The sequence below is a fragment of the Flavobacterium sp. 90 genome (genome assembly GCF_004339525.1).
GTDB lineage: Bacteria > Bacteroidota > Bacteroidia > Flavobacteriales > Flavobacteriaceae > Flavobacterium.
On record NZ_SMGE01000001.1, the window covers coordinates 5794599 to 5807379 of the forward strand.

Annotated in this window: 12 protein-coding genes; 4 read left to right on the forward strand and 8 right to left on the reverse strand. The window is 34.4% G+C overall.

What is annotated here, in order from left to right; translation table 11 throughout:
• Positions 1–17 precede the first annotated feature (17 nt).
• Genes C8C83_RS23630 through C8C83_RS23645 form a run of 4 tightly spaced genes read right to left on the reverse strand, consistent with a single transcriptional unit; the run spans position 18 to position 3641 of the window.
• Positions 18–1103 (reverse strand): alpha/beta fold hydrolase, encoded by a 1086-nt coding sequence (locus tag C8C83_RS23630; protein WP_121330992.1) that lies wholly within the window; start codon positions 1101–1103, stop codon positions 18–20.
• A gap of 29 nt (positions 1104–1132) precedes the next feature.
• Positions 1133–1576: a nuclear transport factor 2 family protein gene (locus tag C8C83_RS23635; protein WP_121331442.1), complete on the reverse strand. Its 444-nt coding sequence runs from the start codon at positions 1574–1576 to the stop codon at positions 1133–1135.
• Between the two features lie 52 nt (positions 1577–1628).
• Positions 1629–2768, reverse strand: a complete 1140-nt coding sequence (locus C8C83_RS23640; RefSeq protein WP_121330993.1) for an aldo/keto reductase — start codon at positions 2766–2768, stop codon at positions 1629–1631.
• A 21-nt stretch (positions 2769–2789) separates the two neighbouring features.
• Positions 2790–3641, reverse strand: a complete 852-nt coding sequence (locus C8C83_RS23645) for an aldo/keto reductase (RefSeq protein ID WP_121330994.1) — start codon at positions 3639–3641, stop codon at positions 2790–2792.
• Between the two features lie 161 nt (positions 3642–3802).
• Between C8C83_RS23645 and C8C83_RS23650 the strand changes: the two genes are divergently transcribed.
• Complete coding sequence (locus C8C83_RS23650; protein ID WP_121331444.1) at positions 3803–4699, forward strand: helix-turn-helix domain-containing protein; 897 nt, start codon at positions 3803–3805, stop codon at positions 4697–4699.
• A gap of 124 nt (positions 4700–4823) precedes the next feature.
• On the opposite strand, the gene C8C83_RS23655 is transcribed toward C8C83_RS23650, so the two are convergent.
• On the reverse strand, positions 4824–5198 hold the full coding sequence (locus tag C8C83_RS23655; RefSeq protein ID WP_121330995.1) for a helix-turn-helix domain-containing protein: 375 nt from the start codon (positions 5196–5198) through the stop codon (positions 4824–4826).
• 212 nt (positions 5199–5410) lie between these two features.
• On the opposite strand from C8C83_RS23655, the gene C8C83_RS23660 reads away from it, so the two are divergent.
• Both C8C83_RS23660 and C8C83_RS23665 read left to right on the forward strand, forming a co-directional pair.
• Positions 5411–5896, forward strand: coding sequence for a nuclear transport factor 2 family protein (locus C8C83_RS23660; protein ID WP_121330996.1), 486 nt, complete (start codon positions 5411–5413; stop codon positions 5894–5896).
• 368 nt (positions 5897–6264) lie between these two features.
• The gene (locus C8C83_RS23665; protein WP_121330997.1) at positions 6265–7701 is read left to right on the forward strand and encodes a DUF1254 domain-containing protein; all 1437 of its coding nucleotides are present in this window, start codon (positions 6265–6267) and stop codon (positions 7699–7701) included.
• A 291-nt stretch (positions 7702–7992) separates the two neighbouring features.
• On the opposite strand, the gene C8C83_RS23670 is transcribed toward C8C83_RS23665, so the two are convergent.
• Both C8C83_RS23670 and C8C83_RS23675 read right to left on the reverse strand, forming a co-directional pair.
• The gene (locus C8C83_RS23670) at positions 7993–9039 is read right to left on the reverse strand and encodes a hypothetical protein (protein WP_121330998.1); all 1047 of its coding nucleotides are present in this window, start codon (positions 9037–9039) and stop codon (positions 7993–7995) included.
• Between the two features lie 30 nt (positions 9040–9069).
• Positions 9070–10602, reverse strand: coding sequence for a sulfatase-like hydrolase/transferase (locus tag C8C83_RS23675; protein WP_121330999.1), 1533 nt, complete (start codon positions 10600–10602; stop codon positions 9070–9072).
• 567 nt (positions 10603–11169) lie between these two features.
• Between C8C83_RS23675 and C8C83_RS23680 the strand changes: the two genes are divergently transcribed.
• Positions 11170–11580 carry a helix-turn-helix transcriptional regulator gene (locus C8C83_RS23680; protein WP_121331000.1) on the forward strand — a complete coding sequence of 137 codons (411 nt, stop codon included), beginning with the start codon at positions 11170–11172 and terminating at the stop codon, positions 11578–11580.
• Positions 11581–11939: 359 nt separating this feature from the next.
• Here the strand turns inward: C8C83_RS23680 and C8C83_RS23685 are convergent, their stop codons facing one another.
• Positions 11940–12743, reverse strand: coding sequence for a hypothetical protein (locus C8C83_RS23685; RefSeq protein WP_121331001.1), 804 nt, complete (start codon positions 12741–12743; stop codon positions 11940–11942).
• Positions 12744–12781: the final 38 nt, after the last annotated feature.

Sequence of the window (12781 nt, forward strand, 5' to 3'; positions counted from 1 at the left end):
AATTTAGTTTGGCAAAATTATTTATCCAATCCTTTTTCTTTCAGCCATTCAGCCATGAGATCAGCAACCTGAATATTATTTAAATCCGAAAAAGGAAAATGTGTATTGCCTTTAATTCCGATTTCAGGAAGATGAATCACAGTAACATCTCCCCCTTTTTTGTTTACAGCATCACGCCATAATCTTGCCATTTCTAAGCGTGCTCTCCATCCATCAGCACCTGAATTTTTTGATGGTTTATCCGGAATATTATCTCCATAATAAATTACTATCGGAATTTTGGTCAGTTTCATAAAGTCCTGCAGTGGAACGGCTGTTGCTTCCAGAGCACCTGCTGAACTGGCAATTGGAGAAGGAACTTCGCCTTCAGGGAATAAGAATCCGCTTCCCGGCTCATAAGATACAATAGCTTTAACATTTTCATTTTTAATAGCCGTAATCCAGCCCATTCCTCCAGAGTGTGAATGCGTAACCAGAATGGCAGGACCAATTTTTGTAAAAAGTGCAGAAGCTGCATCTGTAGTAACCTTTATATCAATTGTTCCCAGATTTGGTGTCATGGAACGGAAATATTGATTAAGTGTTTCCGGATCGCGGGAAAACTGAACACCATCAAAATAATTGGGCCAAATCCCTACACGGAAAACACCAAACCATTGTTGTTCATCAGGAATTGGTTTTATCGAAGCTTCTGCAGTACTTCTTCCTGCATTTCCTCTTCTGGGCTGATCTATTAAATAAACAGGGAATTTTCGACGAAGAAAAATATTCTGAAAACCTTCACGTCCATCTGGTGTAGTTTCCCAAGTTTTAGAAAACTGACCTATACCATGCCACATTACTAATGGATATTTTTTTGCGTCAACAGGAACCTGATAAAAAACATAAGCGTGATCACCTCTAAAAGTCTGTCCTGCGGGAGTAATATTGTAAGGATCAAATGTACCCGGATTTTCAATCATGGTTCCTCCTACTGCAAAACTTCCCTGTTCTTCAATAATTATTGGTTTTTGTTTGGCTTTCTTCTGCGCTGTGAGCGAGGAACTGCTTACTACAAATAGCAAACAGAAAATTCCCCATCTTGCACTGATTATGTTTTTCATCTTATTTTTCTTTTCTCAATTTCTAAAATTTATTGTCCAGCTGTCATTAACTTAGTGAACGACAATGATCCTAATTTCCAACCATTATGGTCTTTTATATACACTTCTGTCACAATAAATGGATTCGTAACTTCATTTCCTCCTACTACTGCTAATAATGTAATTTTACTCAAAAGTATTGCGGTATCGCCTATAATATTTACTGAAACCTCGTGAACATCTGCTTTCTTATAATAAATTCCTCCACTTTTAATCACATTGATTTCCTGAGTTTTACCCCAACTTCCTCCAATATGAACGAAAACAGATTTATCATCAAACAATGGTGTAAGTTTATCAACGTTTTTATCGGACATCCACTGCCATTTTTGCTGTGAAAGTTGAATTACCTCCTTTTCAGCAGCAGTATTTTGCGCCAAAGACTTGTTTGCAATTAGGATAAGTATAAGTAAGCAAAAAAGTGATTTTTTCATAATGATGTAAATTTTAATTCGTTTTTTTTCTATTGATGGATTTCGAAGACTATCACTTTTTTTGAGGTGCTTCAACATCAGAGAAAGCTAAAACTCCCGCTGGCAATCTTTCTCCTAAAATTTGAATTGCATTTAATGCTGTATTGAATTCCTGCAATTCATTTGCAGAAAATTTTACTTGACTTGCCCCTGTATTTTCCAACATATGCGCCATTTGTGTTGTTCCGGGAATTGGCACAATCCAAGGTTTTTGCGCAAGAAGCCAAGCCAAAGAAATTTGGGCTGGCGCAGCTTGTTTTTCTTTACTCCATTTCTGAATTAATTTAACCGAAGCCATATTTGCTGGCAGGTTTTCAGGAGAAAATCTTGATTCAATACCGCGAATATCTCCTTGAGCAAACCTTGTTCCTTCGTCAATTGCTCCGGTCAGAAAACCAACTCCAAGCGGACTCCATGCAACAAAACCAATTCCGAGTTCTTCGCAAAGAGGAATAATTGTTTTTTCAGGACCTCTCCATAAAAGAGAATATTCGTTTTGGATGGCAGTAACTGGATGAATGGCATGTGCTCGCCTGACTGTTTCCTGACCAGGCTCACTAAGTCCGTAATGTATAAGCTTTCCTTCTTTAATCAGACTTTGTATAACACCAACCACATCTTCTATAGGAACTTGCGGATCAACACGATGCTGATACAATAAATCAATTCTATCGGTTTTAAGGCGCTTCAACATTCCTTCCACTACAATTTTGATATGTTCAGGACGGCTGTTTAAACCCGGTAAACGTTTTCCGGTTTCCTGATCTATATTCCATCCAAATTTTGTAGAAATCACAATTTTATCTCGAAAAGAAGCAACGCCCTCGCCCAGTATTTTTTCGACCTCAAAAGGCCCGTAAGCTTCCGCAGCATCAAATAAAGTTACTCCATTATCATACGCAGATCTTATAATTCGGTGCATTTCTGGTCTTGAAGGAATCGTAGTTTGGTAGTTACGACTCATATTTTGAACGCCAATACCAATGCTCGAAACTTCCAGTTTGCCAAGTTTTCTTTTTCCGGGAACTAGTGATGTGTTATTTTCTTCTGAATTTAGCTCATCAATGTTTGAATTTGCGAGAGAACGAAACGGAAGCAAAACGCTTCCCGCCAATGCTAAACCTGCTGTTTTTAATATTGATCTTCTATCCATCTAAATGTTCGTTGGTATTTGTTATCTGTTTAATTTTCGCTCACTTAACCATTTTACCATATTAGGATCTCTATGGTCAAAAAACAGGCTTGCATTGGTATCCAAAGTTTGGATAGCTGTCATATCTTCATTTGATAATTCGAAATCAAAAATGTTGATATTTTCTGTCATTCTTTCTTTGCGAACGGATTTTGGAATCGCAACAACGCCTCTTTGAGTTAACCATCTTAGAATAACCTGCGCAGTAGATTTAGTATATTTTTGTGCAATTGCTGTTAGAATCTCATTTTGGAAAATATCGTTTTTTCCTTCGGCAAAAGGTCCCCACGATTCAATTTGAATATTATTATCCTGAAGGAATTTTTGAGTCTCATTCTGCTGATGAAACGGATGTGTTTCTATCTGATTAACCGCAGGAACAAACCCTGTATTGCTAATTAAATCCATAACTCTGTCAGGATGAAAGTTTGAAACTCCAATTGCTTTTACTTTTCCATCCTGATATAATTCCTGCATAGCGCGCCAGGAACCATAGATGTCGCCATAAGGCTGGTGGATAAGATACAAATCAAGATAGTCTAATTGCAGAAGCTCAAGTGATTTCTGAAAAGCCTTTTTAGTGCTTTCATAACCCGCATCACTTACCCAAAGTTTTGTAGTAATAAACAATTCTTCTCTTGCAATTCCGCTTCTTTTAATACCTTTTCCAACAGCCTCTTCATTCATATAAGAAGCCGCTGTATCAATTAATCTGTAGCCAGTTTCAATTGCATCTACTACTGCTTGTTCACATTCTGACATGTCCTGCATTTGAAAAACGCCAAATCCTAAAATGGGCATTTCGACACCATTATTTAATTTTATGTTGTACATAGTAATTTGATTTATAATTTTATTATTACAAATTTCCGAACTTAAACTGACCGCATTGTTATACAGATTACGGAATCTCCTACCAAGATTACTGATTGAGAGCTAACTGCTGTTTAAGCTATACTTAAATAGCTAAATTTGTGTAATAAACAATGAAAGATATGGGACAAGTATTTAACTTCGAGACAATTAGTGAATATAATTATTTTAATAATCATGAAACACTACATCCTTTAGTTAGTATAGTTGATTTTTCTAAAGCAAAAGAAAGAACCGGTTCTAAAATGAACTTTGAATTATATTGTATATTTTTAAAACAGGTAAAGTGCGGAGACTTAAAATACGGTCGTAATTATTATGATTATCAGGAAGGAACATTAGTTTTTATAAAGCCCGGACAAACTATCGATGTAGAAAATAAAGTAGATATTTACCAGCCCGCAGGACATGGATTAGTTTTTCACCCCGATTTAATCCGTGGAACATCACTTGCTAAAAGTATTACTGAATATAGTTTTTTCGGTTATGATACCAGTGAAGCGCTTCATTTATCAGAAAAAGAAAAACAACTTGTCTTTGACTGCTTTACTAAAATTGAAGTGGAATTAAAACAATCTATTGACAAACACAGCAAAAAGCTTATTGCATCAAATATTGAGTTATTTTTGAATTATTGTGAAAGATTTTACGACAGGCAATTTATTACCAGAGACACGTCCAATAAAGGAATTGTTGAGAAATTTGAAGAACTTTTAAACAGCTATTTTTCTTCTGACAAACCTAACATTATAGGATTACCTTCTGTTGCTTACTATGCCGGCGAACTTAATTTATCTCCTAATTATTTTGGTGATCTTATTAAAAAAGAAACCGGAAAATCTGCTCAGGAATATATTCAGAATAAAATTATTGAAACTGCAAAAGACAAAATATTCGACGCTACAAAGACAATCAATGAGGTGCCTTATGAATTAGGATTTAAATACCCACAGCATTTTACTCGTTTTTTTAAGCAACATGTTGGAAATACTCCGAATGAATATAGGATTTTGAATTAAGGAAACGAAGCTTATAAAAACATCAAGTCATAAAATTTATGTGAATTTGTATCGTCGAGGTCACAAAAGTAAAATCCCATTTTTAACGAAATGGGATTTTTTAATGGTAATTAAAGAGTTCCAATTAAGCCTTAACTTCATCTTTATCTTCAACATTACATATAATTGCAAGGAATTTATCTTTGTAAACCATACCCCACTTATCCATTTCTAAAGTAATTGGCAGCAGACTCTTTCCTTCTTCTGTGAGTGAATATTCTACTTTAGGAGGTAATACCGGAAATATCTTTTTTGAAATTATACCGTGTTGTTCTAATTCATTCAACTGGATGTTTAGTGCGCGCCTTGACGCATTAGGAATAGCCTTTTGTAGTTCGCTGGGACGTTTTAATCCTGAATGAATGTAGTTAATTAGGCAAGGCTTCCATTTACCTCCAATAATTTCCATCGTTACTTCCATGCCACATTTATATTCCTTTATGATTTTGCGATCGTACATTATTATGATTATTTTTTAATAGGGCAAAAATATGCCGTATGTTAATGATTATGCCGTAATTGTATTCTCGGCATGTATGGTTTAATTTTGTCAAAAATACAAAATAGTTCTTTATGAAGCTTTTAGTATTTGAAACTACTCGGAGAAACTCTTAAAATAAACAATCTAGCCTGCAAAAAATTTAAAGAGCTAGTAAATAATATAAAGAAATTATGGAAATAACTAAGATTGAGAAATTTATTGCAATTGAAGAAATCAAGAATTTGAGAATCAGATATGCACATTACCTTGATAGCAATAATATAGAAAGTGTAATTTCACTATTTTCTGAAAATGCCATTTGCCAGACAGATCGAAATCCATGGCGAGGACGTGCTGAAATCAAAGCAGGATTAGAAAAGGCATTTGCAGATTACGATCTGAAGAAACATGGCAGTTATCCATTCCTTCATGCTGTTACTAATCAATGGGTTGAACTCACAAGTCCTGATACGGCTGAAGGGCGTTGCTACCTGATTGATTTGGTTAGTGAAAGGAATAATGGAGAAAGTCCTTTATTGTTGTTAGGTCTATATTCCGATGAATACAAACTTTTAGATGGTAAATGGTACATAAATCGTTCAAGATTAGATATTATATGGCCAGAGAGAAATGTCGAAGGCGGGCAGCCGGGTAAGAATTTGGTACTCCCTTTATAACCTTATGATTTTCTCTGCTTCAATCCCCAGTAGGATGTCTAAACCAAATTCATAAAGCCAATGAAAGAAAAGCAGTCTTTTTAGTTTAATATCTCTCGATTACCGCAAAGGCTTTAACTTTATTATTCGAATTAATTAAATACAAAAAAACTTAGAAAATTCTGGAATAATTTAAGAAGAATTAATCTTACGAATCACTTTTTGTAAAATCTGATAACAAATCTTAAAAACAAAGCAAAATACTTATTTATAGATAGTTAACTTTTATATTAGCATTATATTTCTTATTTTAGCTAGAAAGTATTACTCTTTTTCCCAAAAAACGAGAGACCAATTAAACTGATATAAGACACTTAAAAAAAAGCATTATGAATAAAATTATTATGGGTGCAATTTTGATTCTTATAATGTCATGCAATCAAAATAAAACTAAAGATGGTATAAATGACAACCTCAAAAAATCATCAAATTCTGCTAATATAAAAGACAACTTAAAACATTCCAGAGCAGTTGAAGCGGCACTTTGGGGAATTCCAATTGTGGCTAGTGATGCTATTAGGCAAGGCTACCTGAAATTAGGAGCAAATTACAATGATATTGTTTACTTTTCAAAACCAGCCGATTGGAAATTTCAAACCACAACACCAAATGCTTCTACACATTATATTTACAGTGCTTATAGTACTAAAAAAGATGGACCAATTGTTCTGGAAGTTCCCGCCGCAGTTCAGGCAGGAATCTACGGACAACTATGCGACATGTGGGATGTGCCGTTAGCTATTGTTGGCGGAGGTGGCGACGATAAAGGTAAAGGTGGTAAATATTTAATTCTTCCTCCTGATTACAACGGTAATATTCCAACAGGTTACTTTGTAGTGCGTCAAAATACTTATGGTGGTTTCTGGTTATTGCGTACTATTGCAAATAGCAACTCACAAGAAGATCAAGATGCTGCAATTTCACTACTCAAAAAAATCAGGTTATATCCATTATCAAAAGCTGCAAACCCTCCTCAACAACGTTTTATTGACGTATATGGTAAATTATGGGATGGTTATCCAAAAATGGATGAAACTTTTTATGCAATACTTGCTAAAATGGTAAACGAAGAAACCATTATTCCACGAGATATGGCAATGATGAATATTCTTCGTTCTGTTGGTATTGAAAAAGGAAAAGAGTTTAAACCTGATCAAGAAACTACTGCCATTTTTAAATCAGCTATTAAAGAGGCAAATGACTATATTAATATTCTACTGGAAGAAACTTTAGTTCCTTATTTTTGGGAAAGCACACATTGGTCAATTCCAACTTCTACAAACTTTAAAACTGAATTTTCTTTTCAGGATGCAAATATGTTAGACTATGATGCTCGGGCTCTTGCTAACTTTGTTGCTTGGGCTCCTCCTAAAAAAGCAGACAAAAGTGCTCCAACAATCTACATTTTATCTTATAGTGATAAAACAGGCTCTCCTTTAGTGGGCGGAAAAACATATCGCTTACACGTACCGCCAAATGTTCCTGCTAAGCAATATTGGTCAATTACAGTTTACGATTATACAACGGCCTGCTTTATCAAACAAGCGCCTATAATTAGCTTAGATTCGTATAACACTAAAACAAAAAAAAATCAAGATGGTTCTGTTGACATTTATTTTTCACCAACCGCCCCAAAAGAACAAGAAAACAATTGGGTTACTACGGGAAAAGAAGGGCGATGGTTTGTATTTTTTAGGCTCTATGGTCCTGATAAAACCTTTTTTGATAAATCTTGGAAAATGAATGATATCGAGTTGGTAAATTGATATTTGTTTTCATTCAATAATAAAAAATACGCTGAAAAAAAATAAGTTCTTTAAGAAACTATCTGAATTAGATTTAAAGTTTTTTAATATTTAATGCTTACGATACATAGAAACCGCTTTATAATAAAAATCTAAAATAATTATCTTATAAGTTCAGCTAAAAATAAGCCAGTTTCTTTAGATCATTCATAAAATGATTTGTAAATTGTGAAGTAAACTTCACAAAAAAAATCCCATTTCCTGTGAAATGGGATTTTTTTTGGGGTTTTCTTTGGTATATATCGCAGAACATTACATTACAATCTGTTTTTCAAGATTAACTTTTGCAACAAAAGAAGATACCGTTTTAGCGCCAGCACTATCTTCGACTACATATACACCTAATATATTATTTTTATATGCTGTATTAGCACTTGTAGCAGTTGAGTCGGGAAAATCGATATCTATCCAATTTGCTTCTCCAAATGATCCGTCAGAATTTCTATTTACAGAAACAAATGATGCTCCGTTTTTTTCTCCATTTACGTTAACCCAATCCGATGGCATATTATAACCACCATTTTTAGAAATCGTAATACCTTCAAAATGCGTAATTACAGACAAAATCGTTTCATTCTTGTAACTAAATGATTTTAGATTAGTAGTTTTTTTTGTTTTAGAGTTGTAATCAATCAGAAAGGCCTGGCTTATTTTTCCAAATTTAGGTGTTGTATATCCTCCGGCAAGCGTATAAGTATCACCTTCATTATGCCAAATACCATACAAAGTAGTCGTTAATGAATCCGGTAATTTAAATTCGGTACATTCTTTATTCGCAACATCATACAAAAATGCGTATCCGTTTTTATCATTTTCAACATCATAATTACCAACTGCAAGACCGCCCATTACGCTGTGAACAAATACATTATTAGTATTTCCACCATTAGGTGACACCTGAATCCAAGTTCCTGAACCATCAACAGGACCTTCGTAATAAAATCCGAGGTTTCCGCTTGGTGCTTTACTTGTAGAAGTTGATATTTTATAAGACCCCACAATTTGTATTGTGCCATGATGTCCGTTATTAGGTCCATAACAAGAAGTGTTGTTAACTATAGCTTCTGGTGTGCTTGGAAAATTAACAATATGCCATTTTCCTTCATTACCGCTTCCTTTAAGCGTTCCTTCGTAAATTAATCCCTGAACAAGATTATTCTGACCTAATAAACTGCCTGCAATATATACATTTTCAGACTCCGAAACTCCTCTTATTCCCTGTATTGTTGTTTGTCCTGCAGGATTATTAAAATCTGCATAACTTACTTTGCTAACTTCTGGTTTTATATTTTGTGACATAATTTATGATTTATTGTTATTATTTAGTCTTTAGTTGAATGTTGTAGTACTATAAACATCTTTTGGCATATTAACCCAAAGTTTTTCTACCTCAAGCTGATGTAATTGCTCTTCTAAATCTCTTCTGATTTCGCTGTAAGCCGGATCGTAAGCAAGATTTGTAATTTCTAATGGATCATTAATTAAATCATAGAGTTCATATTGTTTGAAATAAGCTGTAGCTGCATCAAAGTAATAATCGAATTTCCATTTTTCTGTTCTGATGCAACGGATACGATTAGCTGCTTTTACAATTGTCCAGCTGCTATTAGAACCAGCCTTAATGTCATCATAAGTAAATAAAATACTATGCTGAACGGGAGTATTATTCTCCATTACAGGAAGTAAACTTGTACCCGCAAGTCCTGTAGGCGGATTTGATACATTTGCGATATCGATAAAAGTGGGCATAATATCTACCAATGTTGCTAATGCCATTGATTGCTTTATCTTGTGATCTTTAAATAATATTGGATTTGAAATAACAAGTGGCACTCTTAACGCTTCTTCATAGGCTACAAAAGTTTTCTGGCGCAATCCACCGTGAGCGAGCCCCATTTCACCATGATCTGAAGTTAAGGTCACAATTGCAGAATCTGCCAGTTTATTTCCATGCTCATCTTCCTTATACAGTTCATTAATCAGATATCCAATTTCCTCATCTACATGACTTAATAAATAACCATAAAAATTAATATAGTTTAGTTTATCGTCCTGAGAAGCTATTTCGCCCAGACTTAAAGCCATATTTACTAAAATTTGTTCCTGAGCCATTGGTTTTTTATTTTCAAGCAAATTTTCGTTTACGGTAGCTGGAAGTCCAATTTCTCTGCCAGTCCAGGTTGACGAATGGTATCCAGAAGTTCCTGCCGTTTTTGGATATGCTAATACATCATGCGGATTAACAAGTGAAAGAACAAGACAGTACGGCTTATGATTTCCAGCTGCTCTTTGAGCTTTTACTTCCTTTAGGTATTGTATGGCTTCGGCTGTATATTTTGCATCATGATTTGCATATCCGCCACCAAAATTAAGCGGATTGACATCTTCGCCTGCATCCGGAGCAACCCAGCCCATTGCACCATATAGCGAAATATCTGCAGCGGTTAAATCTTCGTAATTTGTTTTAGTACCATTAGGCGCTACTCCTTTACTCATATGCCATTTGCCTCTGTATTGCACATCATAACCTTCTGCCCAAAGCACATTCATGATATTGGGAACAGAATTGCTGAGTGTTGGTTCTTGTGGAGATAAAAGACCACCTTCGGTTAGCGTTTGGCTAACTCCATGTTTGGCAGGATATATTCCTGTAAATAAGGTTGCGCGACTGGGAGAACACATACAGGTATTGCAAAATGCTCTGTCGAAACTAAAACCATTCTGCTTTAGAAATGTTAGAGTTGGGAGATTTTCTTCTTCCCATCCAGGTGGAAAATGTTGTGTAGCACGTTGCTCATCTGTAATAATAAGAATTAGGTCTGGCTGTTGACCAATTTGATTAAGTTTTTCTTTTAAGTCCATTGCTTATTGATTAAATGATTAAAATAAAAATGCAATTATGCAGGTATCAATATTTCTAACTATATTGATATAATTTCTAACTAATTGATATGGCGTATAGAAGTGAGTCTATCGAAGGCATATCTGTTAAAGTCAAACAGACACAAATCAAGTAAAACTGATAATTAAAGAAAAGCATTATATTAGATGCTGTGATTGAGCATCTTGATTTTAATTAACAAGAATGAAATTACAAAATAAAAACAACTTTACACAACGTATAAATACCTGTTTTCACAAAACGAAGTTTCACAGGAAATCTCAATTATTTATAGAGGCACAAACTGTACGATTTTAATGAAGGTATTATAAATACAAGTACAAATAATTAACTTGTAAAGTCAGGAGACTTCTACCAGATTTTTAATTTGTAGGGAGCAAAAAAATTGCGCAAAGTCAGAGACATTTGCGCAGCTTTTCATGAGAATACTTCGGAGAGCACGCGGATTTTTTTTTAATTTTTGAAACGCAGAGTTTTAATTCAAAAAATGGCTTTATCTTTGAGTCTTTAGAAAATTGATATTCGTTATGGAACAGAAAATACATCAGGGAAAAAACGTCAAACGTTTTAGAGAAATGCTTAACATAAAGCAGGAAGCATTGGCTTATGATCTCGGAAATGAATGGAATCAGAAGAAAATTTCTATGCTCGAGCAGAAAGATGTAATTGAAGATAATCTGTTGAAACAAATTTCAGCTGTATTAAAAATTCCGGTTGAAGCTTTTCAAAATTTTGATGAAGAACAAGCGGTAAATGTAATTGCAAATACGTTTGATAATGGTTCAGTATTGTATGGTTATCAAAGAAATGATAATTGTACTTTTCATCCAATTGACCAACTATTAAAACTTCACGAAGAAAAAATTGCATTGTACGAACGTATGCTAAAAGAGAAAGATGAAATGATGGTCAGGCTTGAAAAATTAATTAATAAATAATTTATTTATAGAAGATATATTAAAAACAAAAAAGAGACTTTCGAGTCTCTTTTTTTGTTTTAAGAATTATTACGAAGTTAGTAGACATTCGTATAGATTTTTATAAAAAGTGTTCATCTTTACGCTGCGAAAATATCTCTGACTTTGCGCCTTTTTAAATAAACGTAATTGAAAAACAGAGACTTTAAAACTTTCTTAGAATATTTTTCCTGAATGCAAAAAATCCAAGACAATAATAAGAACTAACCGAAAAGTCAGGAGACTTCTACCAGATTTTTAATTTGTAGGGAGCAAAAAAATTGCGCAAAGTCAGAGACATTTGCGCAGCTTTTCATGAGAACACTTCGGAGAGCACGGGATTAAAAAATGACCTGAAATTGCAAGATTGCCTGCCAATTTCCAATCAAGTCAGGTCTTACGACATTATAAAAAGCCTGAGCACCTGCGGAATAAAACAGTTTGCTTTTTGTTCCTATTTGAAATGTTTTGCCTGGGCCTCCGCCAATGGGAACCAACCATTTATTTTCATTTGACGCCAACCAATTGACTGATACTGTAGCATTACTTTCAATAAACCATCCTTTAGAAAAATTATAATAAGCAATGTATTGAATACTTCCGGCGTTTACTTTGTTTACTTCATCACCTCCAAGAGACCAATAATTTTGAGCTACAATTCCGCCTGAAAATTTATCACCTGCCAAATACAAAAGAGCAGTTGGACCAACACTCAATTGGTTACTTCCTAAAGCTGGATTTGTTCGTGTCGGAATTTGCATTGCAGGACCAATTCCCCAACTAAATTTCCCTTTTTTTTGAATACTGGAAAAATAGCCGTTGAACAAAATATTCCCCATTCCCCCTTCATGTGTACCGCCGGGAGTAAGTGGCGGTACAGTCTGAAAAGGAATAATTGTATATGTTATCAATTTTAGATTACTTCCCAATTTAAAAGGATAAACAGGCTGAATAGAAAATGAACTCGCAGTTCCATCTGCAACGGGCAATAAAACTTCTTGCAGAAAAACACTTCGCAAACCACTTACAGGATCTTGTCTTTTTTTGCTCATTTCTTCGATAGAAGTTTTCTCTGGTTCATCAGTTTGACCAAATACCGAAAGCGAAATACAACAAAACAAAAGCGTTAAAAAACTATATTTCATGTTCATAGTCTCTATTTACATTTATCTCTTTATGATAA